The sequence below is a fragment of the Streptomyces vastus genome (assembly GCF_039532825.1).
GTDB classification, from domain to species: Bacteria; Actinomycetota; Actinomycetes; order Streptomycetales; family Streptomycetaceae; genus Streptomyces; species Streptomyces vastus.
In genome coordinates, this window is the sequence record NZ_BAAASJ010000021.1 from 61,056 (window position 1) to 84,202 (window position 23,147).

Annotated in this window: 19 protein-coding genes and 5 pseudogenes; 17 read left to right on the forward strand and 7 right to left on the reverse strand. The window is 69.2% G+C overall.

Annotated elements, in window-relative coordinates; translation table 11 throughout:
- Nucleotides 1-29 precede the first annotated feature (29 nt).
- Genes ABD357_RS09220 through ABD357_RS09230 form a run of 3 tightly spaced genes read left to right on the forward strand, consistent with a single transcriptional unit; the run spans nucleotide 30 to nucleotide 3,330 of the window.
- Nucleotides 30-1,400, forward strand: coding sequence for an extracellular solute-binding protein (locus ABD357_RS09220; RefSeq protein WP_344388886.1), 1,371 nt, complete (start codon nucleotides 30-32; stop codon nucleotides 1,398-1,400).
- Nucleotides 1,400-2,419, forward strand: coding sequence for a carbohydrate ABC transporter permease (locus ABD357_RS09225; protein WP_344388887.1), 1,020 nt, complete (start codon nucleotides 1,400-1,402; stop codon nucleotides 2,417-2,419). Before ABD357_RS09220 ends, ABD357_RS09225 begins: the two co-directional genes overlap by 1 nt.
- Nucleotides 2,416-3,330, forward strand: coding sequence for a carbohydrate ABC transporter permease (locus ABD357_RS09230; RefSeq protein ID WP_344388888.1), 915 nt, complete (start codon nucleotides 2,416-2,418; stop codon nucleotides 3,328-3,330). The genes ABD357_RS09225 and ABD357_RS09230 overlap by 4 nt, the downstream gene beginning before the upstream one ends.
- Here ABD357_RS09230 and ABD357_RS09235 read toward each other — a convergent pair.
- Both ABD357_RS09235 and ABD357_RS09240 read right to left on the reverse strand, forming a co-directional pair.
- Nucleotides 3,294-5,537 (reverse strand): glycoside hydrolase family 3 N-terminal domain-containing protein, encoded by a 2,244-nt coding sequence (locus ABD357_RS09235; RefSeq protein ID WP_344389038.1) that lies wholly within the window; start codon nucleotides 5,535-5,537, stop codon nucleotides 3,294-3,296. The genes ABD357_RS09230 and ABD357_RS09235 overlap by 37 nt on opposite strands.
- Before the next feature lie 62 nt (nucleotides 5,538-5,599).
- Entirely contained in the window at nucleotides 5,600-6,838 is a 1,239-nt protein-coding gene (locus ABD357_RS09240; RefSeq protein WP_344389040.1) for a glycoside hydrolase 5 family protein, read from the reverse strand.
- A gap of 108 nt (nucleotides 6,839-6,946) precedes the next feature.
- On the opposite strand from ABD357_RS09240, the gene ABD357_RS09245 reads away from it, so the two are divergent.
- Nucleotides 6,947-7,972: an N-acetylglucosamine kinase gene (locus tag ABD357_RS09245; protein WP_344388889.1), complete on the forward strand. Its 1,026-nt coding sequence runs from the start codon at nucleotides 6,947-6,949 to the stop codon at nucleotides 7,970-7,972.
- Between the two features lie 183 nt (nucleotides 7,973-8,155).
- Here the strand turns inward: ABD357_RS09245 and ABD357_RS09250 are convergent, their stop codons facing one another.
- The 4 genes from ABD357_RS09250 to ABD357_RS09265 all read right to left on the reverse strand — a co-directional run bounded on the left by ABD357_RS09250 (nucleotide 8,156) and on the right by ABD357_RS09265 (nucleotide 10,401).
- Complete coding sequence (locus tag ABD357_RS09250) at nucleotides 8,156-8,542, reverse strand: PIN-like domain-containing protein (protein ID WP_344388890.1); 387 nt, start codon at nucleotides 8,540-8,542, stop codon at nucleotides 8,156-8,158.
- On the reverse strand, nucleotides 8,532-9,188 hold the full coding sequence (locus ABD357_RS09255) for a DUF433 domain-containing protein (protein WP_344388891.1): 657 nt from the start codon (nucleotides 9,186-9,188) through the stop codon (nucleotides 8,532-8,534). The genes ABD357_RS09250 and ABD357_RS09255 overlap by 11 nt, the downstream gene beginning before the upstream one ends.
- 140 nt (nucleotides 9,189-9,328) lie before the next feature.
- A complete protein-coding gene (locus ABD357_RS09260; RefSeq protein ID WP_344388892.1) occupies nucleotides 9,329-9,532 on the reverse strand; it encodes a DUF397 domain-containing protein in 204 nt (67 codons plus the stop codon).
- Nucleotides 9,529-10,401 (reverse strand): helix-turn-helix domain-containing protein, encoded by an 873-nt coding sequence (locus tag ABD357_RS09265; protein ID WP_344389041.1) that lies wholly within the window; start codon nucleotides 10,399-10,401, stop codon nucleotides 9,529-9,531. The genes ABD357_RS09260 and ABD357_RS09265 overlap by 4 nt, the downstream gene beginning before the upstream one ends.
- Before the next feature lie 247 nt (nucleotides 10,402-10,648).
- On the opposite strand from ABD357_RS09265, the gene ABD357_RS09270 reads away from it, so the two are divergent.
- Nucleotides 10,649-11,275, forward strand: coding sequence for an ATP-binding protein (locus tag ABD357_RS09270; protein ID WP_344388893.1), 627 nt, complete (start codon nucleotides 10,649-10,651; stop codon nucleotides 11,273-11,275).
- 94 nt (nucleotides 11,276-11,369) lie between these two features.
- Nucleotides 11,370-11,867: pseudogene (locus ABD357_RS09275) on the forward strand (MerR family transcriptional regulator); the annotation flags it as partial.
- Here ABD357_RS09275 and ABD357_RS09280 read toward each other — a convergent pair.
- Nucleotides 11,848-12,615 (reverse strand): annotated as a pseudogene (locus ABD357_RS09280) (glycoside hydrolase family 3 N-terminal domain-containing protein); the annotation flags it as partial. The pseudogenes ABD357_RS09275 and ABD357_RS09280 sit on opposite strands and share 20 nt — an antisense overlap.
- Before the next feature lie 173 nt (nucleotides 12,616-12,788).
- Between ABD357_RS09280 and ABD357_RS09285 the strand changes: the two are divergent.
- The 11 genes and pseudogenes from ABD357_RS09285 (at nucleotide 12,789) to ABD357_RS09335 (ending at nucleotide 22,994) form a co-directional block, all read left to right on the forward strand.
- The gene (locus ABD357_RS09285) at nucleotides 12,789-13,721 is read left to right on the forward strand and encodes an SCO3242 family prenyltransferase (protein ID WP_344388894.1); all 933 of its coding nucleotides are present in this window, start codon (nucleotides 12,789-12,791) and stop codon (nucleotides 13,719-13,721) included.
- Nucleotides 13,722-13,761: 40 nt separating this feature from the next.
- Nucleotides 13,762-14,679: a sugar phosphate isomerase/epimerase family protein gene (locus tag ABD357_RS09290; RefSeq protein ID WP_344388895.1), complete on the forward strand. Its 918-nt coding sequence runs from the start codon at nucleotides 13,762-13,764 to the stop codon at nucleotides 14,677-14,679.
- A gap of 26 nt (nucleotides 14,680-14,705) precedes the next feature.
- Nucleotides 14,706-15,098 (forward strand): EboA domain-containing protein, encoded by a 393-nt coding sequence (locus ABD357_RS44590; protein ID WP_425584782.1) that lies wholly within the window; start codon nucleotides 14,706-14,708, stop codon nucleotides 15,096-15,098.
- Between the two features lie 2 nt (nucleotides 15,099-15,100).
- Nucleotides 15,101-15,967 carry a TatD family hydrolase gene (locus ABD357_RS09300; protein WP_344388897.1) on the forward strand — a complete coding sequence of 289 codons (867 nt, stop codon included), beginning with the start codon at nucleotides 15,101-15,103 and terminating at the stop codon, nucleotides 15,965-15,967.
- 7 nt (nucleotides 15,968-15,974) lie between these two features.
- Nucleotides 15,975-16,145 (forward strand): annotated as a pseudogene (locus ABD357_RS44595) (metabolite traffic protein EboE); the annotation flags it as partial.
- Nucleotides 16,144-16,413 (forward strand): annotated as a pseudogene (locus tag ABD357_RS09305) (metabolite traffic protein EboE); the annotation flags it as partial. The pseudogenes ABD357_RS44595 and ABD357_RS09305, both read left to right, overlap by 2 nt.
- Nucleotides 16,410-17,831: an alkaline phosphatase family protein gene (locus ABD357_RS09310; protein WP_344388898.1), complete on the forward strand. Its 1,422-nt coding sequence runs from the start codon at nucleotides 16,410-16,412 to the stop codon at nucleotides 17,829-17,831. The pseudogene ABD357_RS09305 and the gene ABD357_RS09310, both read left to right, overlap by 4 nt.
- Nucleotides 17,828-19,019: pseudogene (locus ABD357_RS44600) on the forward strand (cytochrome P450). Before ABD357_RS09310 ends, ABD357_RS44600 begins: the two are co-directional and overlap by 4 nt.
- Before the next feature lie 267 nt (nucleotides 19,020-19,286).
- Nucleotides 19,287-19,880 carry a polysaccharide lyase family 7 protein gene (locus ABD357_RS09325; RefSeq protein ID WP_344388901.1) on the forward strand — a complete coding sequence of 198 codons (594 nt, stop codon included), beginning with the start codon at nucleotides 19,287-19,289 and terminating at the stop codon, nucleotides 19,878-19,880.
- A gap of 3 nt (nucleotides 19,881-19,883) precedes the next feature.
- Nucleotides 19,884-20,633: a polysaccharide lyase family 20 protein gene (locus ABD357_RS09330; protein ID WP_344388902.1), complete on the forward strand. Its 750-nt coding sequence runs from the start codon at nucleotides 19,884-19,886 to the stop codon at nucleotides 20,631-20,633.
- 48 nt (nucleotides 20,634-20,681) lie between these two features.
- Nucleotides 20,682-22,994, forward strand: coding sequence for a glycosyl hydrolase family 95 catalytic domain-containing protein (locus ABD357_RS09335; RefSeq protein WP_344388903.1), 2,313 nt, complete (start codon nucleotides 20,682-20,684; stop codon nucleotides 22,992-22,994).
- Nucleotides 22,995-23,147: the final 153 nt, after the last annotated feature.

The following is a 23,147-nucleotide window of genomic DNA, read 5'->3' on the forward strand; positions in this document are numbered from 1 at the left end:
AGCGGAAGCCTGGTCGCAGGAGGGCAAAAATGCACGCAAGAAGACTCACCGGATCCCTGGCCGGCCTCATCGTCCTGTCGCTGACAGCGGCCGGCTGCGGTCTCTCCGGAGGCTCCGGGGACGGCGAGGCCACCGCCGGCGGCTGCAAGGTCGACAAGGGCAACGTCGGTTCCGGCAAGCTCACCGGCGACGTCAAGGGCAAGATCACCTTCCAGACGACCAACTTGAAGAAAGACTTCGGGACGTTCTTCAACGGAGTGATCAAGGCGTTCGAGAAGGAACACCCCGGCACCTCCGTCAAGTGGGTCGACGACCCGGGCGACGCCAAGTTCACCGAGCGGAACGTCGCGGACGCGCAGGCCTGCACGCTGCCCGACGTGATCAACCTCAACAAGGTCACCGCCACTGCCCTCACCAAGTCCGGCTACCTGCTCAACCTCGACGAGAAGGACCCCGAGGCGTCGAAGCCCTTCGTGAAGGCGTTCTGGGACTCCAGCGCCCTCAAGGACACCTCCGGCTCGGACATCCACACCGTGCTGCCCTGGTACACCGGCGGAATCAACCTGACGTACAACACCGAGATGCTGGAGAAGGCCGGTATCGACCCCGAGAAGCCGCCGACGACCCTCTTCGGGTTGTTCGAGGACTACGAGAAGATCGCCAAGTCGGCCAAGGGCAAGTACTACGCGACGATGGCCAACCCGATCTGGCGCATCCCGGCCGACTGGCAGCAGATGGACATCAAGGTGTACTCCGACGACGGCAAGTCCTTCGTCTTCGCCGACGACCCCAGGACCACCGAGTGGGTCGCCTGGATGAAGAGGCTGTACCAGGGAGGCGCGATGCCGAAGGACTCGCTGTCGTCCAGCGACGACCCCTCCACGCCCTACAGCAACGGCCAGGTGGCCTACGGATCGACGAACCCCAGCTTCGTGCGCTTCGTGCAGCAGAACAGCCCGTCGGTCTACGACAAGACGGGCGTCGGCCAGTACCCGTTCGACAAGCTCGGCCACACCACCGGCGCCCCGCAGTACATCTCCGTCCCCGCGACCAGCAAGAACGCACCCACCGCGCTGGCGTTCGCGAAGTTCCTCACCAACGCGGAGAACCAGACGGCCTGGTGCAAGGACCCGAACGTCGTGATCTTCCCGACGACCACCGAGTCGCTGGAGGACCCGTTCTTCACCACGGTGACCGGAGACGACCCCTTCGCCGAGGCCCGCAAGGTGGTCGCCGAGCAGCTCAAGACCGCCACCGCTGACGAGGTCGTCCTCTCCGACCCGCAGCGGAACGCGATCGTGGCCCAGGTGCAGCTGGCCATGCAGGGCAAGAAGAGCCCCGAACAGGCGGTCAAGGACGCCCAGGACAAGGCCAACGAGCTGCTGACGCAGGGCAGTTGATGACAGCGACACAGACCGCGAAGCCGACGGCCGGGCCAGGTGGGGCGAGCAGCGCCGCACCGGGCCCGGCCCCGGGCCGTCTGCGGCGTCTGGGCCGGGCACTGCGGCCCGGGCCCGCGCCGGGCGCCAACGGCGCCGCCCTGTACCGCCGCTGGTGGCTGCCCTGGGTGTGGGCCCTCCCCGCCATCGTGTGCGCGGCGGGCTTCGGCGTGTTCCCCTTCCTCAACACCCTCCTGCTGTCGTTCACCGACGCCAAGCCGCTCGGCGGCGCGGCGAACTTCGTCGGGCTGTCCAACTACACCCGCATGCTCGGCGACGACGACTTCTGGCTGGCGACCCGCAACAGCGTGCTGTACGCGGTGATCGTGGTGCCGCTGATGGTGCTGCTGCCGCTGCTGCTCGCCGTGCTGGTGGAGAAGAAGCTGCCCGGCATCGGGTTCTTCCGGTCCGCCTTCTACACGCCGGTGATCGCCTCCAGCGTGGTCGTCGGACTGAGCTGGCAGTGGCTGCTCAAGGACGAGGGACTGGTCAACGTCTGGCTGGAGAAGGCGCATCTGATCAGGGAGGCCATCCCCTTCCTGTCCGATCCGTGGCTGATCCTGCTGTCCGCGATGGGCCTGACTCTGTGGAAGGGGCTCGGCTGGTACATGATCTTCTACCTCGCCGCCCTGGGGAACGTCTCGCAGGACCTGCACGAGGCGGCGGCCATGGACGGCGCGGGCGCTGTCCGGCGCTTCTGGCACATCACCGTGCCGGGCGTGCGTCAGACGATGCTGCTGGTCGGCGTGCTGACGGGCATCGGCTCGCTGCGCGTGTTCACCGAGATCTACATGCTCGGCAGCCCCACAGGCGGCCCCGGCGGCCAGGCCCGCACGCTGCCCTTCTACATCCGCGACGTCGGGCTCGATCCGCTGAGCGGCAACGCCGGGTACGGCGCCGCGGTCAGCGTCGCTCTGTTCGCACTGACCTTGGGCCTCACACTGCTGGCGCAGCGCCTCACCAGGGGGGATGAGGAATGACCACGAGCACCCCGACCGCCCCGAGCACGCCGAGCACCCCGGCCGCCCCGCGGCCCGCCCGGCGGCGCTTCCGCTGGCGGGACTACGGACGCCCCCGCGAACTCGTGGTCCGCTATCTCCTGCTGCTCTTCGTGCTGGCGATCACCGTCGGTCCGCTGCTGTGGCAGTTCCTGGCTTCGCTGAAGGGGACGACGGAGGACGTCTTCGGCGCGAACGCCACCCTCCTGCCCCAGGAGCCGACGCTGCGGGCGTACCAACAGGTCTTCGACCAGGTGCCCGTGGCGACGTACATCAGGAACAGCATGATCGTGGTGGTGCTGTCCCTCGTCAGCCAGCTGCTGTTCTCCACCCTGGCCGGCTACATGCTCTCCAAACCGGCGTGGCGGGGCCGAAAGGCGGTCTGGGTCCTGCTGGTCGCCTCGATGATGTTCCCCTTCGAGGCGATCATGGTGTCCCTCTTCCTCAGCGTGAGGGACCTGGGGCTGGTGGACAGCCTGGCGGGCGTGTGGCTCCCGGGCTTCGTCGGCGCCATCAATGTCCTCATCATGCGGGCCGCGTTCCTCGCCGTCCCCCGGGAGATCGAGGATTCGGCCATGCTCGACGGGGCGGGAGAGTGGCAGCGCTTCCGGCTTCTGTACCTTCCGAGCGCCTTCGGTGCGATGTCGGTCGTCGCCATCAACACCTTCATCGCCGCCTGGGACGACTTCCTGTGGCCGCTGATCGTGCTGCGCTCCGAGGAGAACTTCACCCTCACGCTGGGACTGGCCCGGCTGCAGACCTCGTCGTTCGGCTACGACCAGCGGGTGGTGATGGCCGGGTCGGTGATCTCCCTGATTCCGGTGCTCGTGCTGTTCGCCATCACGCAACGGTGGTTCTACAAGGGCGTCGCGTCGGGAGCTGTGAAGTTCTGATCCACGCGGAACAGGACGGGTACCGCGTCCAGCGCGGCCCGCGCCGACTCGGCGATCCGGACCTCCAGCGTGCCGGGCAGCACGGCGCTCTCCAGGTCGGCGCCGACCTGGGCCAGTTGGTCGGCGCCGAGGGGGAACGTGACGGTACGGCACTCGCCGGGAGCGAGGTCGAGGGAGCGGAAGGCGCGTAGTTCGAGGGTGCGCGGCCACACGGGGGTGAGCAGCCGCCGTATGTACAGCTGGACGACGGTACGGCCCCGCCGCTCCCCCGTGTTGGTGACATCGACCTCGACGGTGTGCCCCGACAGGCCCGACAGACGAGGCGGGCCGTACGCGAAGGTCGTGTACGACAGTCCGTGCCCGAAGGAGTACAGCGGCTCGGCGCTGTCGTCCACGTAGGCGCCGTACTCGGTGTCCTTGTGGTTGTAGTAGACGGGGAGTTGGGCTGCCGACCGCGGGACGGAGACGGGAAGCCGGCCGACCGGTTCCGCGTGCCCGAGCAGGACCTCGGCGATCGCATCTCCTCCCCACGGGCCCGGATACCAGACGGTGAGCAGTGCCGCCGTGAGGTCCGCCGCCTCCGGGACGGCGTGTGGGCGCCCCTGCACCAGGACCACCACGGCGGGGGTGCCGGTCACCGAGGCGGCGCGCAACAGCTCGTACTGCGCCTCGCCGAGCCGCAGCCCGGCGAGGTCGACGCCCTCGCCACAGGTCATCTCGGAACCCGTCTGTTGTGCCGCCCCGTTGGCCGCGAAGCCGGTCTCCGGGGTACGGGCACTACTGCCGCCGAGCACGAGCACGGCCAGGTCCGCGGCGTCGGCGAGGGCGACGGCTTCGGGTACGCCGGAGGTGTCGTCGCCGGTGAGGGCGCAGCCGCGGGCGTGGGTGATCTCCACCCCGGGCGGGGCGAGCCGCCGCAGCCCGTCGAGCACGCTCGTGCCGGTGCCGGGGCGTTGCGGGGCCGTGTAGTCGCCGAGTTGGTGCGCGGTGGTGGCGGCGTGCGGTCCCAGGACGGCGATACGGGTCGCGGTCGAGGGGATCGGGAGGACGCCGCCGTCGTTGTGGAGGAGGGTGACCGCGGCTCGGGCGAGGGCCGTGCTCAGATCCCGGCCGAGGGCCGCGAGGGTTGTGGGAGCGGTTGCCAACCGGTCTGCTGCACAGGGGCGTTCGAAGAGGCCGAGGCGGAACTTCAGGCGCAGGACTCGGGCGACGGCGGCATTGAGGGACTCCTCGCTCACCAGCCCTCGCTCGACGGCCTCCTCCAGGTGCGTGAAGCCCTCGTCCCACAGGCTCAGGTCGACACCGGCACTGAGGGCGAGCGCACCCGCGGAGATCGTGTCGCCGGTGATCCGGGCCAGCCGGTCCACGGCCAGCCCGTCTGCCATGACCAGCCCCTCGAAGCCCCAGCGGCGGCGGAGCAGGTCGTGCAGCAGGGCGCGGTTGCCGGAGCAGGGCATCCCGTCGACCTCGTTGTACGCGGCCATGACGGCGGCGGCCCCGGCCCGTACGCCGGCCCTCGCGGCGGGGAGGTGGATCTCGTGCAGCTCGCGGGAGCCGAGTTCGGACTCGGCGGAGTTGCGGCCGCCGATGGTGGCGCCCTGGCCGGCGAAGTGCTTCAGCACGACGGGGGCCTTGTCGGGGGCGAAGAGATCGCCGGGGTTCCCCTGCATGCCGCGTACGAGCGCCTCGGTGAGACGGGACGCGAGGTACGGGTCCTCGCCGAAGCACTCCTCTGTGCGGCCCCAGCGGGGGTCACGGGCGATGTCCAGTGCGGAGACGAGCGCCAAGTGGCCGCCACGGGCCCGGAGTTCGGCCGCCGCATGGGCCGCGGCCTGCTCGTACAGCTCTGGATCCCAGGTGGCGCCAACGGCCAGGTTCACCGGGAAGACGGTGCCGTCCAGGGCCATGTGACCGTGGGGGACCTCCTCGACGAACAGGGCCGGTATGCCGAGCCTGCTTTCGCCCACGACGTGGCGCTGCACCATCTCGGCGAGCGCCGCGCTGTCCGCGGCGCCGGCTCCGGTGGCGTGGTCAACGCCTGACCAGGCGTCGGCTCGGAGCAGTCCGTACAGGGCGCCGAGGCCGGCGAAGCGCTCGGTTTCGGCGTACAGCGCCTCGGTGAGTTCGAACCCTGACGGAGTGCGCCGGTAGGCGTCCCAGCCGTACATGCGCTGGTTGAGCTGCCCGACCTTCTCGCGCAGGGTCATCCGGCCCAGCAGGTCACGGACGCGGGCTTCTATGGGGGCGGTGGGGTTGCGATAGAGGGCGTTCACGGCAGCCGAATGAGTTCGCTGATACGCCGTGCCGCCATGTACTCCGCGTCATCCGCCCGCGCCGCCGGCACCACCGCCGGGCGGAGCCCTTCCATGCGCAGCCGCATCCACTCCTCGAAGTACGCGCCCCCCGGGCCGGACACCGACCGGGTGGCCGGCGTGCAGTCCAGAACCAGCGCGGTCTCGCGAGGCTGCGCCGGGTGTGACCCGGTGCGCAGCTTCGCCACCGTGTCGGCGAGAGCCGAGGCGATGGGCTTGGCCCGGCCCGTGGAGTCGAAGAGGCCCAGGGTGTACTCCAGTTCCGGGAAGTCGGTCAGGGAGCGGTCCACGTCGTGGGAGCACCACCAGGTCACGCCCCACAGGTCCGTGCAGTCGGCCGCGTTGAGGACGGTCGCGCGGGCGAAATCCGGGGCGTCGGGCGCGGGGATGTGCGGCTCGGGCGCTCCGGTCTCCTGGACCCAGACCGGGCGGCGGGCCGGTTCGGTGGCGTACGCCTTGGCGAGTTCCACTCCGTACTCGGCGAGGTGCCGTACCTGCGGGGAGCGGGGGCCGTAGCGGCGGGCGCAGTCGGCGGAGAACACCCAGGGGTGGACGGTGGTCAGGTCGCCCTTGCGGGCGGAGGCCTCGGGGGTGAAGGGGTGGTCGTCGCCGTACCAGGCGGCGTCGTATGCGGAGTGGGTGACCAGGCCTTTTGCGCCCAGTCCGGAGCGGGCGGCGGTCAGCAGCGTGTCGAGGTAGTGGTCCACCTGGGCCGGGGTGACCGGGTTGTGTTCGACCAGGTTGTTGAGCTCGTTGCCGAGCTGGAGGCCGAGGAGGTTGGGGCGGTCGGCGAGGGCGCGGCCCAGGACCCTCAGCAGTTCGGCCTGGGCCTCGATGGCCTCGGGGTCGGTGAACACATTGCGGTGGTGCCAGCTGCGGGTCCACTCCGGGTAGAAGTCGAAGCTGGACAGGTGGCCCTGAATGCCGTCCACGAGGACGTCGAGGCCGGCCTCGGCAGCCAGGTCGACCAGGCGCACCAGTTGGTCGACGGCGGCGGTGCGGATGAGCGTGCGGTTGGGCTGGAGGAGCGGCCAGAGGTGGAAGATCCGTACGTGGTCGAGGCCCAGGCCGGCTATCTGCGCCAGGTCCTCGCGCGCGTGCGCCGCGTCGAAGTCGTGCCAGGAGTGGAACCAGCCGCGACGGGGGGTGTAGTTGACGCCGAAGCGCGGGTTTGCGGGCGCGGTGGGAGTGTTGATGGGTACCTCCTCCTGGTCTGGCCCGCCGGAACACGTCAGGCCTCCTCGGACCTGTCGGCCCTCGTCGGACCTTGTCTGCGGCGAATGTATCAACCACCATGGTCACCAATGAACAATGATTTGAACCAGGATTTCGTGGTCGGCCTGGACGCGGGCGGCACACGTACGCGCGCCGTTCTGGCGTACGCACGCGACGGCCGCCCGCGAGGGGCGGGCGCGGCAGGACCGGGCAACGCCCTGACCGTCCCCGTACCTCAGCTCACCGACCACCTCGCCGAGGCGGTCGCGGAGGCCGTGCCGGAAGGGCTGCGCGGCCGGGTGGTGGCCGTGGCGGGCGGGTTCGCGGGCGCTTCGCGGACCGCCGATGACGAGCCCGGCCGGCTCAACGCCCACTCCGCCCTCACCTCGGCGCTGCGGCGGTTGGGCATCGCCGCCGCATCGGTCGAGGTCTACAGCGACATCGAGGCCGCCTTCGCCTCCGCGCCCGGCGCCCCCGCGAACGGCCTCGCCCTGGTCGCCGGTACCGGCGCGGTCGCGGCCCGCATCACCGACCGCCGCTGCACCGCCACCGCGGGCGGTGACGGGTGGCTCCTCGGCGACGACGGCAGCGGCTTCTGGATCGGGCGCGAGGCGGTGCGTTCGGCGCTGCGTATGGCGGATGGGCGGGGTGGTTCCACGGTGCTGGCGGCGCTGGTCGGCCGGGCGTTCGCCCTCCCGGACGACGTGTTGCCGGGCGGTGGTGGGCCTGAGGGGCCTGCCTTCACGTCGCGGGCACAACGCGAGGCGTATCGCATGCGGCTGCTGCCCGCGGTCATGGCTCAGCCGCCGATCCGGCTCGCCGGGCTCGCGCCGCTGGTGAGCGAGGCGGCCCGGGGCGCGGATGCCGTCGGCTCGGCCATTCTCCGCGAGGCGGCCGATCAACTCACCGAGACAGTCCGCGCGTTGGGCTGCCGCCCGGGGGAACGGCTGGTCGCCACTGGCGGGCTGCTCGGCGCGGACGGGCCTCTCACGGTGGCCGTGCATCGTCGCCTGGAGGAGCTCGGACTTGAGGTCGACCGGGTGACGGACGGCTGTGGCGGTGCGGTGGCGCTGGCCTGCCTGGAGCGCGAGCTCGCTCCGCGGGTTGTGCGGTAGGGCGGCTGTGGGTTCGTCGCGGCTGTTCACGCCCCTGCCGATGAATGGGTCGCAGCCGCCCATACGAACCTGTTAAGCGCAATCGAGCAGGAGAGAGAACCGAGCTGATAAACGCGCTCTACGCGCGGGGAGTGAATTACTGAACGTGACGATGGTGCTTGCCCGTGCGATGGTCAGTGCGAGTCACGGCCAGGTGCGTTCGATTCGATCTGCTCGGACGGCATATGCGGCGGGGCCGCCCCGTGCCACTGCCTTGTGGATGCTGTCCTGGCTGGCATGCAGACGCTCTACCATCTCCATGGTCCGCAGTTGCTGGTTGTCGAGGTAGAACAGCACGGCCGAACTCTCCCGCACCGGCTCGATCTCCCGGTCCCGGGTCTTGATCCGGCCGTCCTTGGAGAGAGGAACCCATCCACAGCCCAGGCCGTGCCTGATCCAGTCCTCGTCGGGTACGTCCTGAGCGTCGGCCGGAAAGACTTCGGCGAGGCGGTGCACGATCCACCCCAGCTGCCTGAGCTCCTCTGCTACCCGCCGACCGAGATTCCGGTCAAGAAAGAACTCAGGCGGCAAGACGCACCACGGCTCGGCAGAGCTCCTCCACCTCTTCGGCGGTCATGTCGTATTCGTAGGCGATGTCGTCGATCGACTCGCCCGCGTCCCACAGGTCTGTCACGGCTTTCACCGGTACGCGGTTGGCCTCAACCACCGGGAGCCCGTGGCCGAAGCGCGGGTCAATGACGACCGGCACCGACTCCGGGTACTGGCGGAGCCTGAGGCTGGAAGGGAACTCGTCACCGGCGTCCCATGACAGATAGCGCAGATAGTCCGCCACGACCTCATGGATGGGGGCCTGGCCGTCGCGGGCACGGCGCAGATCACCCAAACCGTGGTCGATGAAGATGTCGACGCCGTCAGTTGCGATGCGTTTCGACACTAGACCGTAAGGCGTGTCGAAGGCCCTGCGCACGGCTGCGGCGGCTTCCCGGATCTCCGTCATCCTCAGGCCCAGATCGCGCAAGGAACGCAGGACGTAGGCCTCGGCCACAGCTACGAAAGGAACGGTTGGCTGGCCTCGCCGCACGGAGGCAATGTGATGGACCAGAGGAGCGCCGGCGGCCTGCCCGCGCAGCCACGTGTCCAGTGTGGACCGAGGAATCTGCAAGTACTGGGAGGTCTCCGTCGGAGTCAGCAGACCCTCATCAAATCTGTCGATCATGATCCTCGCCTCCCTTCGCTACGTCGTGCGCTGCCGCATGCTTGCACATTCAGGATGCCATCGGTCCAGGTCGGTCGAACGTTCACCCGATGGCGTGGGGCTCGGGTGCCAGTGCGGAGGTCGGGCGTCGGCGCGGGCGTTCAGTCCATGTGAGCGATGAATGTGCGCCAGGCTTGAGGGGTGAAGGTGATCACTGGGCCGGTGGGGCGCTTGCTGTCGCGGACGGGGATGAGGGCGGGGATGTTGTCGGCGACTTCGACGCACTCGCCTTGCCCGCCGCTGTAGCTGCTGACGCGCCATATCGCTTCTGCGGGAACAGGCGAGAGGAAGTGGTCACGGCTCATTGCGTGTACTCCTTGGCGATGCGACGGATCAACCTGAGCGATTCCGTTGGCGGCAACGCCGATGTGCGAGCGTCGTCGAAGAGTTCGCGATAGTGGGCCACCTCGGACTCCTGCTCCATCCAGATGTTGCCGATCGGGGTCTCTGTCAGGACGAGGTCCAGCGCTGATACCCGCGGGAAGCTCAGCAGTAGGTACGGGCCGAACATACCTGAGTGCGCACCGCGCGAGAACGGCAGTACCTGGACGGTGATATTGGGCATTTCGGCCATGGTGGCCAGGTGTTCAAGCTGGTCGCGCATCACGGCGGGTCCCCCAACCTGCTGGCGGAGAACGCCTTCGGCGAGTACGGCCCAGAGCTCCAACGGCGCCTCACCGGCGAGTCGTTCCTGCCGGGCGATCCGCACTTGCACGAACTGATCAATCTCCTCCGCCGTCTTCCATGCGCGAGACGCCACGGTGATCGCTCGTCCATAGGCGGGTGTTTGCAGGAGCCCCGGGATCAGCTGAGCCTGGAACGTCTTGATGCCGTCGCAGATGTTCTCCATCTCGATGTAGTCCCGGTACGTATCAGCGAGGACGGCACCGTACTGATGCCACCAGCCTTCGCGTCGACGCCGGTTGGCTCTGCGGGCGAGGGAGCCGAGGCGTTCGCGTGTCTCAGAGTCCCCCACTTCGTACGCCTGCATGAGGGCGATCAGGTCTGGGGTGCGCACGGGCACGTGACCGTTCTCGATGCGGCTGATCTTCCCCTTGGTGCAGTCGAGCGCGTCGGCCGCTTGTGTGGTGGTCAGCCCCGCAGCTTCACGCAAGCGCCTTAGTTCGTCCCCCAGTTGGCGCCCGAGCACGGTGGATGGTTTGACGTTTGGCATACGTAACTCCCTACCAGGGCTATTGCCGCACTGCCCGCAGGTTACCCGAAAGGGTGAATTGAGGTCTGGCTCTCCCTTCAACGTTGCGCCATCTCGCCGTTTCGCGGCACCCTTTTCGTGGCGGGAGTCCGAACTTCCGCAGGCTCGCGGGGACTTGAGCACCATCTATCGACCCTCAGGGGGCGTCATGACAGAGAGCTTCGGCTCGAACGAGGTCACCTTCCGACTGTCCCGTTGCCATCGAAGTGTGCCGAGGTCCCGAGCGGCGCTGCATGCCGTACTCGGCGAATGGGGCGTGGCCCAAGACGTCCTAGACACCGCCGAGTTGGTGCTCTCGGAGCTGGTGACCAATGCGCTGCGCGTACCTGTGCCGAGTGATCGACAGGTGGGCGTACGGATCGCGCGATCGCTGGAGGACGGCCTGCTGCGGCTGGAGGTCAGCGACGCGGGCGCGGGCAGGCCCGAAGTGCGGGAGCCCGGTGACGACGAGACCGGAGGGCGCGGGCTGTTGCTCGTGGAGACGTTGGCTCACCGCTGGGGAGTTGACGAGCGCGTGGGCGGGATCGGGAAAACCGTATGGGCGGAGCTCAAAGCGCCGGACATCGTGGCTCAGCCCGTCGACAGAGAGGTCGCCGCCGTCATGGTCCGGCCCGGACAGCGCGTGCAGGTGCGGGGCGAGTGGCGCGCTGTCCGTACCGTACGAAGTGAGCAGTACGCGACCGGTGGAGTCGCCGTGGTGCTGGGGCTGGACGAGGGCCCGGCACTGCGCATGCCCGCGGCCGAGCCGCTGACCGTACGGAGTGAGGGAGATGTGAAGCGGACCGGCCGGGGCTCACTGCGGGGGCACATCCACACCTCCGACGACTTCGATTGAACTGCCCGACGACCTGGCTGTTGCTGGCCATGAGGTTGGTGACGCCCCACGTTGATGTTGACCTTCGAGTTGGTTGAAGCTCAATGATGGCGAGGTGCCAAACTCTGAGCTGATGCCGATCGGGGTCTTTGCCCAACGCAGTGGCCTGACCTCCAGCGCGTTGCGGTTCTACGCCGACTCCGGGCTGCTGCTCCCTGCCGAAGTAGACCCGGTCTCGGGCTACCGCTACTACGGCGCTGACCAGGTGGCGCGGGCGACCGCGCTGCGTCAGCTCCGTGAGATCGCTATGCCCCTCGCTGCTGTCGAGGCGGTCCTCGACGCCGGGGCTGACGAGGCATCCCGGCTGCTCGATGAGCATGTCGCGAAGATCGTCGGGGATGCGGCAGCGGGACTGCAGAAGGCTGCTGTCATCAAGTCCGCGCTTGGCGGCAACGTGCCGGGTCTGCTGTTTGCCACGCTGAAGGGTCCCGTGCTGGCGGACGCGGTCGAGCAGGTCCTGACCGCGACCGCACATGAGCCGGGAATGCCGGTACTCGCCGGCCTGCACATAGAGGCGAGTCATGAGGCGGTCGCTCGTCGCGCAGCAGGCCGCTCAGGATGCGGGGGCTCAGTGTGGCCGGGCGGTCGGGATCCAGTGCGGGGAACACGACATGCGCGCTCATCAGCATCGGTACGCCTACGGCGATCGCGGCCCGGAAGGGGGCGAGGTCGAGTTCGTCGTACGGACGCGGGTCGACCGCCACATCGTGGTGGCTGTCGGTGACGGTGCCCCCGTGGCCGGGGAAGTGCTTGGCGCATGACGCGACGCCGCGTGCCTGGGTGGCGGTGATCCAGGCGCGCAGATGCCGGGAGACCAGCTGGGGGTCGGCGCCGAAGGAGCGGGTGCGCACGATCGGGTTCAGGGGATGGTGCTGGAGGTCGGCGACAGGGGCGTACGAGGCCGTGATGCCGAGGGAGGCCAGGTGTCCGGCCAGGGCGTCGGCGCAGCGGGCGGTGAGCCGGGTGTCGTCCACGACGCCCAGGGCGAAGGAGCCGGGGACTTCCGGTGCGCCCGCGCTCACCAGGTGTCCGATGCCGCCGCCCTCGTTGTCGATGGCCACGAGCAGATCGGGGCGGATGCCGCGCAGCGTGTCCGTGAGTTCGCGGACCTGTTCCGCGTCGCGCACATTGCGGGTGAACAGGATGACGCCGCCGAGGCCGCGGTCGATGAGCCGCTTCAGGGTGTCGGGGACGGTCGTGGTGCCGTCGAATCCGGCGACGAGACAGCGGTGGACGGCCTCGTCCAGGTCGGGAGGGAGGGGGGCCGGACCGCCGGCGTACGGGTGCTCGGTGTGGGTCACCCCGGAAATACTCTGGTTCACTGAACCGGAAGTCAATAAGGTGGATGGATGGCCAATTCAGCTATGGACACACTCAGCGCACAGACGGAAACATCCACCCGTTGCCACATTCATCACAGAATTCCCACAAAGCTCAAGAATGAATGTTCAAGCAGCGCGTGTAACTTGCTGTCATGAACGACCGGAAAGCGGACGTCCGCTTCGGATCCCGGCCCGTACGCCTCGCTGGCCTGGCAAGTCTCGTACGCGCCCCGGCCGCCCTGAGTGTGCCCGGCGACATACTCGCGGGGGCCGCCGCCGCGGGGCGCCCACTGGGACCGCGCACGGTCGGCACGATGGCCTCCTCCGTCTGCCTCTACTGGGCCGGGATGGCCCTCAACGACTACGCCGACGCCACCATCGACGCCGTCGAACGCCCCCAGCGCCCCGTCCCCTCCGGCCGAGTCCCACGTCGTACGGCCCTCTCCCTGGCCGGCGGACTGACCGCCGCGGGGCTCGGACTCGCGGCCCTCTCCGGCGGTCGCCGCGGCCTCGGTGTCGCGCTGCCGCTGACGGGGCTGGTCTGGGCATACGACCTCAAGCTGAAGTCGACGAAGGCCGGTCCCGCCGCGATGGCCGGGGCACGGGCCCTGGACGTGCTCGCGGGCGCGGTCGCAGCCGGCGGGGCGAAGTCCGGGCGGCGTGGGCTCGTGCCCGCGGCCCTGGTCGGGCTGCACACGTACACGCTCACCGCCCTCAGCCGGCACGAGATCTCCGGCGCCCCGGCGCGGCTGCCCGCGGCCACGCTCGGAGTGTCGGCCGCGACAGCGCTGGCGGCAGCGGGCACGGCACCCTCCGGACCGGGGCGGCACCCTGACGCGCGTACCGCCGCGGTCGCCGCCGCCGGAGCGCTCGGCTACCTCGGCACGTACGGACTGGCACAGGTCAAGGCCGTACGGGAGCCGTCCGGGGAGAACGTACGGCGGGCCGTGGGGGCCGGGATTCTAGGGCTGGTGCCGTTGCAGACGGCGTTGACCGCTCGGGGCGGGTCGCCGGTGGCGGCGGCCGCGCTGGGGGCCGTGCATCCGCTGGCACGGCGGCTGGCCCGGCGCGTGTCACCGACCTGACCCGAAGAGCGACCTCAAAGCAACCCGAGGACAGCCACTCATGGATCTGCGATTCGGCTACGGCACCAACGGTTTCACCAACCACCGCCTGAGCGATGCGCTCGCCGTGCTCTCCGACCTCGGCTACGACGGGGTGGCCCTGACCCTCGACCACGGCCACCTCGATCCGTACGCCGAGGACCTTCCGCGCCAAGTCAACGCGCTCGCTGGGGAGTTGGCGTGGTACGGGCTCAGCGTCACGGTCGAGACGGGGGCGCCCTATTTACTCGACCCGTGGGGCAAGCACGAGCCGACGCTGATGTCGGAGGGGGCGCAGCGGCGCGTCGATCTGCTGCGGCGGGCGATCTGGATCGCGGCCGACCTGGGTTCGCCCACCGTCCATCTGTGCAGTGGCGCCGCGCCGAAGGGACTGCCGGAGGAGGACGCGTGGAAGCGGCTCACGGCAGGTATGGAGACCGTGCTGCAGACGGCGGAGGCCAATGGCGTAACCCTCGCCTTCGAGCCGGAGCCGTACATGTTCGTCGACACCGTGGGGCGGTGCCTGGAACTCGGGAAACGGCTCGGCGGGCATGAGCTGTACGGGATCACGCTGGACATCGGGCACGCGCACTGCGTCGAGGAGATCCCGCTGCTGGAGTGCGTACAACTGGCCGCACCCCAGCTGCTGAACGTGCAGATCGAGGACATGCGGCGCGGTGTCCACCAGCATCTCGAATTCGGTGAAGGCGAGATCGACTTCGTCCCGGTGCTGGCCGCCCTCGGTGGACTCGGGCATCAGGGGCTGGTCTCCGTCGAGATCCAGGGCGGCTCGCTCGACGCCGCCGAAGTCGCCCGACGCTCCATCGAGTTCCTCCGACGGACGGCACTCGAAGCACCGACGGTTCAGAAGGAGCAGAGAGAGCAGAAGGCACAAGAGGAAGTACAAGAAGCGCAAGCAGCACAGAGAGCGCGACCATGATCTCCGGCATACCTGAAACCCGTTCAGTGCTCGAACCCGGGGCCCGCGCCCGGCTCGACACCTCCGTCGACCGCGTCCCCGCCGATCCCACGGCCATCGGCGTCCCCTTCCCCGCCGTCCGCCGCCGCTGCGGCCGGGCCAGGATCGACGACCACTGGACCGTCGACGAGGCCGCCCTCGGGCCGTACGCCGCGAGACACCTGCCGGACGACGAGTACCGGCAGGCCGTCCTGAAGTGCGTGTTCCACGAGATCCCGCTCGACCGTGTCGCCGGACTCGGCAAGCGGGCCGACACCGAACTCGCCCGGATGCCGGCCGACTTCGCACGCGAGCGGATCGCGGCCGGACGTGGCGTGCCCGAGGACACCACTTCCGTCATCCGAGCCTTCGCGCCCGCCGCCCTCGATGGAGTCCCCTGATCATGCGCATCTTCGATCCCCACATCCACATGACGTCGCGTACGACCGACGACTACGAGGCCATGTACGCCGCCGGGGTGCGCGCCCTCGTCGAACCGGCCTTCTGGCTGGGCCAGCCCCGTACCTCGCCCGAGAGCTTCTACGACTACTTCGACTCGCTGCTCGGCTGGGAGCCGTACCGCGCCGGGCAGTTCGGCATCCAGCACTTCTGCACGATCGCCCTCAACCCGAAGGAAGCCAACGATCCGCGCTGCATGCCGGTACTGGACGAGCTGCCGCGCTATCTCGCCAAGGACCGGGTCGTCGCCGTCGGCGAGATCGGCTACGACTCGATGACCAAGGAGGAGGACGAGGCCCTGGCCCGCCAGCTCCAGCTCGCCATCGAGCACGAACTCCCGGCCCTCGTCCACACCCCGCACCGCGACAAGGCGGCGGGCACACGGCGGACTCTGGATGTCGTACGGGAGTCGGGGATCGCCCCCGAGCTGGTCGTGCTCGACCATCTCAATGAACTCACCGTCGGCATGGTCCTCGACAGCGGCTGCTGGGCCGGGTTCTCGGTCTATCCGAAGACGAAGATGAGCGAGGAGCGGATGGTAGGGATCCTCCAGGAGCACGGGACCGAGCGGGTGATGGTCAACTCGGCGGCGGACTGGGGGCGCAGCGATCCGCTGAAGACCCGCAAGACCGGTCTGTCGATGCTGGCCGCCGGGTTCGCAGTGGACGAGGTCGACCGGGTGTTGTGGCGCAACCCGGTCGCCTTCTACGGGCAGAGCGGCCGGCTGGACCTCGACCCGGTCCTGGACGAGCCGAAGCCCGACGAATCCGCGACCCATCAGGGCAACTCCATCAAGCGCGGCGGAGAGTGAGCGGGCGATGCGCCTGCGCCATCCCGACGGGACACCCATCCACCTCGCGTACTGCAGCAACGTCCATCAGGCGGAGGACCTGGACGGGGTGCTCGCGCAGCTCGCCGCGTACGCCGAACCCGTACGGGAGCGGCTCGGCATCGGCCTGTGGCCGGCCCGCGATGTCGTCACCGAACTCCGACCGAGGCGCCTGGCGGGTGCACTTCCATGCCCCGTTGCATGCCGAGCCCGAAGCCCCGCTCCGTACGACCGCGCCACAGCTCACCGCCGTACTCTCCGAACTGCTCGGTGGTCCGGTCGCCGACTGTGACCACATAGAGGTGGAGACCTACACCTGGTCCGTGCTGCCTCGGCCGCCCGCCGACCTGGCCGGGGGCATCGCCGCCGAACTCGCCTGGGCCAGAGACCGGTTGACGGGGCTCGGCCTGAAGGAGGAAACGTCATGACCGACCGGCTCGTCGTGCTCGACATCGTGGGGCTCACCCCGACGCTGCTGCGCCATATGCCCGCCGTCGCCGCCCTCGGTGAACGTGGGTTCCAGGCCACGCTCGGGACCACCCTGCCCGCGGTGACCTGCACCGCCCAGTCCACGTTCCTCACCGGGGAACCGCCGAGCACCCACGGCGCGGTCGCCAACGGCTGGTACTTCCGCGACCTCGGCGAAGTCCTGCTGTGGCGGCAGCACAACGCGCTCGTCGGCGGCGAGAAGATCTGGGAGACGGCCAGGAAGAGCGACCCCAACTACAAGGTCGCGAACATCTGCTGGTGGTACGCGATGGGGGCGGACGTCGACTTCACCGTCACTCCGCGGCCCGTCTACTACTCCGACGGCCGCAAGGAACCCGACTGCTACACCTGGCCGCCCTCCCTGCACGACGAACTCACCGACCGGCTCGGCCCGTTCCCCCTGTTCACCTACTGGGGGCCGAACGCAGGCATGCCCTCCACCCAGTGGATCCTCGGCGCCGCCCGGCAGGTCTTCGACGAGCACCGCCCGGACCTGACCCTGGTCTACATCCCGCAGATGGACTACGAGCCCCAGCGCTCCGGCCCGGACTCCCCCGCCACCGCCCGCGCCGCCCGCCAACTCGACGAGGCGCTCCGCCCGTTGATCGACCACTTCCTCGCCGAAGGCGCCACCGTCGTGGCGCTCAGCGAGTACGGCATCACCCCGGTCTCCCGCCCCGTCGACATCAACCGCACCCTGCGCCGTGCCGGACTGCTGGACGTGTACACGCAGGACGGCATGGAGTACCTGGACCCCTGGACCTCCCGCGCGTTCGCCGTCGCCGATCACCAGGTGGCGCATGTGTACGTGCGGGACCCGGCCGACACCGCGGCCGTCGCGAAGATCGTCGGCGAACTCGGCGGTGTGGAGCGGGTGCTGGACGCCGAGGGCAAGGCGGCCTACGGCCTCGATCACGAGCGCTCCGGCGAGCTGGTCGCCCTCGCCGAGTCCGATGCCTGGTTCACGTACTACTACTGGCTGGACGATGAGCGCGCCCCGGACTTCGCCCGCCAGGTGGAGATCCATCGCAAGCCCGGCTACGACCCCGCCGAGCTGCTGTACGACGAGACAGTCCCGGCGGTGAAGTTGAAGGCCGTGGGTCAGATCGCCCGGAAGAAGCTCGGGTTCCGCTACCGGATACAGACCGTCCCGCTGGATCCGTCGGGGGTGCGCGGCAGCCACGGCCGGCTGCCGGAGGATCCGGACCACGGGCCCGTACTGCTGTGTTCGGAGCCGGGTCCCGCGCGTACGGAGTTCGCGGCCACGGACGTCAAGCCGCTGCTGCTGCGGCTCGCGGGACTTGAGCAAGAGGGACTTCCGGAAGAGGAAGAGAAGGAAGAAGGGCACGCCGAATGACCTCCCCCACGCACCCGGCCCTGCCCACGGACCGTCCGCTCCTCGATCCCCCGCCCGAGTACGCCAAGTGGCGTGCTGAGGAGCACGTTCAGCGGGTGACGATCTGGGGCGAGAACAGCCCTTGGCTGATCACCCGTCACGAGGACGCCCGCGCGGTGCTCGCCGATCCGCGCTTCAGCGCGGACGCGACGCTGGCCGGTTTCCCGGGGATGCGGCCGCAGGCGCCGCCGCGTGCGCCGGGCCAGTTCTTCATGATGGATCCGCCCGACCACACCCGGCTGCGCCGGATGCTGATCCCCGCCTTCACCTTCCGGCGCATCGAGCAACTGCGGCCCGCGATCGGCCGGATCTGCGAGGAACTGATCGACGCGATGACGGTCCGACGCCGCCACCGGCGCCGATCTCGTCGAGTCGTACGCCCTCCCGCTGCCCTCCCTCGTGATCTGCGAGCTGCTCGGGGTGCCGTACGAGGACCATGACTTCTTCCAGCGGCAGTCGAAGTCGATCAGCAGCCTCGCCTCGGGCCCGGAGGAGATGCTGGCGGCGCGCAAGGCCCTGCACGCCTACCTCGGTGAACTGCTGGCCCTGCGGATGAAGGAGCCCGCCGACGATCTGGTCTCGCGCCTCGCGACCGAGCGGGTGGCGACCGGTGAGGCCACGGAGGCGGAGGCGGTCGGGCTCGCCTCGCTGCTGCTCGTGGCGGGGCACGAGACGACGGCGAACATGTTCCCGCTGGCCGTGGTCGTGTTGCTGCGCCACCCCGAGCAGTTGGCCGCCCTGCGCGCGGACCCGGAGGCGTGGCCGGGCGCGGTGGAGGAGCTGCTGCGGTATCTGACCGTGGTGCACTCCGGGCTGCGGCGGATCGCGACCGAGGACGTGGAGGTGGCCGGGGTCCGGATCCGGGCCGGGGAGGGCGTGGTCGTGGCCCTGCAGGCCGCCGACCGCGACGCGTCCGTCTTCGCCGATCCCGACGAGCTGGACATCCGGCGCGACACGAGCGGTCATCTGGCCTTCGGCCACGGCCTCCACCAGTGCATCGGCCAGTCCCTGGCCCGCGCGGAACTCCAGATCGGCCTCCCGGCCCTGTTCCGCCGGCTCCCCGGGCTGCAACTGACCGCCCCACCCGAGGACTTCGCGCTCCGGGCCAGCTCCGTCCACGGCGTCCGCGCCCTCCCCGTCACCTGGTGAAAGGTCCTCCCTTCACGTATCACTCAGTACCACGCCCGCTGAGTAAGGTCCAGACCTAGCGACCAGTACATCGGATCTATCCTCGACACGTCCGACATGTTGACGCGCTTCTGCGCCAGCTTCTACGTTGCGTCGAGAGATAGCTCCGATGAATGCTTTCGCTGAGGGAGTGACATGAACCCATCAAGACGTAGCCCGTCGAGACGTTCGGTTCTTGCCGCCGGAGGCTTACTCGCGGGGGGCGCCGCCTGGGCTATGACCCCGTCGGTGTCCTCCGCCGTGGCCGCGTCTCCCACGGACGGCTGGCAGAAGACCTCGTTCACCTACGGCATGCAGAAACCGTGGAATCTCAGTCTGAGCGAGCGTTACAGCAACAGCGGTGGCGTCCACCGGATGTGGGTGTACGACACCGACGAGCCCATGTCGCAGGGCAGTTCCACGGACCCGCGCACCGAGATGCGCTGGAGGCAGGAGTACACGTCCGGGCAGCACATGTGGGACGCCGACGTGTATCTCCCGTCCGGTACGAACGGCGCGACCTTTGTGCAGATCCTCCGGGTGATCCACCCCGAGGGCACCCCCGCCACGGACTTCATGCTCAACGCGTACAGCGCGAGCGGCGGCACGGTGCGGGCGTACGACCGTACGGTCCTGAAGACCAACGCGTACAACACCTGGTTCAACGTCAAGCTGGAGCACAACGCCTCCAGCCGCAGCGTCAAGGTTTATTTCGACGACGAGCTGGTGCTGACGACCGAGGACCGCGGCCCGGCCACCCGCCACTTCAAGAACGGCGTCTACCACCACGGCAGCGGTCGCGCCGAGGCACGCTTCCGCAACATCACGTACTGGACGCGGTGAGCCGTGCGGAGACGAAGGGCACTCACCGCGATCGGCGGACTCGGCCTCGCCGGTGCCACCGCCGCGCTCCTGCCGGGACGGGCGGACGCCGCCGACGAGGTGTACTTCCAGAACCGTGGCAGCGTCGAGGGCTGGGACCACGCCTACACACAGAAGGACGGCGTGATCGAGACCGCCGACTCGCCCACGTACAAAGGCGCGCACGCTCTCGCGGCGACACAGACGTACATCGACGAGACCGGGGGCTACCACTCCGAAGTGATCAAGCGCGGCGCGCAGAGCGTCGGTGAGGACCGGTACTACGGCCAGGCGATCCGCCTCGCGTCCGACTGGACGTTCCACGACCAGAACGTCACCTTCCAGCAGTGGTCGCCCGAAGCCCCCGAAGGACCCTGGCTGTTGATGTTCGTCATCGGGTCCACGATCCAGTTCGGCGGCTCCGGCGGCATCAAGGGGACGGCCGGGTCGATCAGTGGCCTGCGGGGCACCTGGATCAGGATCGTCACCCGGCTGAAGCTCGCGGGCGACGGCCAGGGCGCCTTCGAGGTGTGGCTGAACGGCACGAAGACGGTGAGCCGGACCGGCGTCACCGTACTGCCGTCCACCTCAAGGACGATCCGCTGGTCCAACGGGATCTACTGCACCGCCTGGCGCGACGGCACGCCCAGCGGCCCGCGCACGCTGACGGTGCTGCACGACAGCCACCGGATCGCCTCGACGTACGCCCTGGCCGACCCGGCCGGCTGGGCCTGACGCCGACCCCCACCACCCCTCACTGTTGTCACTCTTGGAGGCACCCGCATGACCTCTCGCAGAGCAGTGCTCGGCTCGGCGCTGGGCGGTACGACGCTTGCCGCCCTGCCAGGAGTCGCCGAGGCTCTTCCCTCCCGGGCCACCGAAGCCGAAGACCTCGCCGCCGGGGCCGGCGATGGCCCCGGCCGCGGTCGCTGGAAGCTGCGTAACCGTATGGAGTCGGACGGTGCGTGGGCCGACTTCCTGCGCAAGCAGGATCTGGTGTGGCGCAGGCTGCCCGCGCTGTGGCACGAAGGGCCGTTTCTGGGGGACGGGCGGCTGGGCAGCATGGTGTACCGGGAGCCGGGGGCGAACAGCATTCGCTTCACCGTGCAGCACGGTGAAGTGCAGGACCACCGGCCCGAGTTCGGGAGTGGCTGGGGGACGTGCCGGCTGCCCGTCGGGCATCTGACGCTCGACCCGGTCGGCACCATCAGTGCGGTCGACTGGCGCTTAAGTCTGTGGAACGCCGAGCTCACCGGCACGATCAGCACCGACAAGGGCACCCTGACCCTCTCCGCCTTCATCCATGACGGCATCTTCGCCGCGCGCGTGACTCCCGACGGCGACGAGGAGGTGCGCTGGACGTTCCATCCCGAGGACGCCGTCAGCCCTCGGAAGATCAGCGAGGCACCGCCGGCCGGGTACGTCGCCAACCCGCCCTGGACCACCCGGACTTCGGGCGACATCGAGCAGGTACTCCAGCCGCTGATCGGCGGCGGCCAGACGGCGACGGCCTACCGCCGCTCGGGCGACACACTCCTGCTCGGCGTCGCCCACAGCCACCCCTCCGACACCCGCGCCGGGGAGGTCTCGCTGCGGAAGGTCCAGCGCGCCGCCCCGTACGGCGTGCTCCGCGCGCTCCACACCCGCTGGTGGCACGCCTTCTACCGCAAGAGCTTCGTCTCGATCCCCGACGAGCGGCTGCAGAGTTTCCACTGGATCCAGCTCTACAAGGTCGCGTCCGCCAGCCGCGCCGACGGCCCGGTGATGGCCACCTGCGGGCCCTGGCTGGAGCCCACGCCCTGGCCCGCCGTGTGGTGGAACCTCAACGTGCAGCTGGAGTACTGGCTCATCCACGGCTCCAACCACCTGGAACTCGACTCGCTCGCCACCACCCTGAGGCAGAACCAGCAACAATTGATCGCGAACGTGCCGGCCGCGTACCGCTCGGACAGCGCCGGAGTCGGCCGCAGCTCCGACATGTTCGCCAACCGCAGCGCCCCCACCCCGGGCAGCGGCGGTGAGTCGGGCAATCTGACCTGGGCGCTGCACAACGTGTGGCTGAGCTACCGCCACACCATGGACGATTCGTTGCTGCGCGACACGGTGTTCCCGCTGCTGCGCCGCTCGATCAACTACTACCTGCACTTCCTCCAGCCGGACAGCGACGGCAAGCTGCACCTGCCGTCGACGCTGTCGCCGGAGTATCCCGTCGTACCGCCGAAGGACACCAACTACGATCTGGCGCTGATCCGCTGGGGCTGCACCACGCTCCTGGAGGCAGCCGAGCGGCTGGGGGTCGACGACCCGCTGAAGCCGCGCTGGCAGGAGGTGCTGGCGAAGCTGACGCCGTATCCGGTGGACGAGAACGGCTTCATGATCGGTGCGGACACCCCGTACGCCCAGTCCCACCGCCACTACTCGCACCTGCTGATGGTGTACCCGCTGTATCTCGTGAACTGGGAGCAGCCGGAGCAGCGCGAGCTGATCGAGAAGTCGGTCGTCCACTGGCACGCGGTGACCGGATCCCACCGCGGCTACAGCTATACGGGCGCCGCGTCGATGTACGCGATGATGGGCCGCGGCTCCACGGCGCTGGAGTATCTGAAGAAGTTCTTCGACCCCAGCACGCGGTATCCGTGCCGGGCCAACACCCACTACACCGAGGCCGGTCCGGTCATCGAGACACCGCTGTCGGCGTCGCAGTCGCTGCACGACATGCTCTGCCAGAGCTGGGGCGGTGTCGTACGGATCTTCCCTGCCGTTCCGGATTCCTGGGCCGATGTCACGCTGCACGACTTCCGCACGCAGGGGGCCTTCCTGGTCAGCGCGGTTCGCAGGGGCGGGGTCACCCGTTTCGTACGCGTACGGAGCCTGGCGGGTGAGCGGCTCGAGATCCGGCACGGTCTGACGGGCGGGCCGGTGACCGCGGTGCTCGACGACGGCAGCCGGGCGCGCACGCATACGACGGACGACGGCACCCTGGTGATCGAGCTGGCCAAGGGCCGGGAGGTGCTGTTGTACGCCGGTGAACGCCCCGAACTCGACATCGCTCCGGTGGCCTTGAGCGAGCCGGGCGAGCCGTGGGGACTGCCGTAGTACGTCTTCATGGGTAGGCCTTCAGCTCCGCTGAGCGGAGTCCGGCGCTGTACCGCGCCCCGTCAGGGGCGCGGGGCTGTATCAATGTACGACTCCGCCGCGATGGGGGTCCCCCGCTCATGGGGGTCCCCCGCTCGAGCGAAGCCGAGGGTG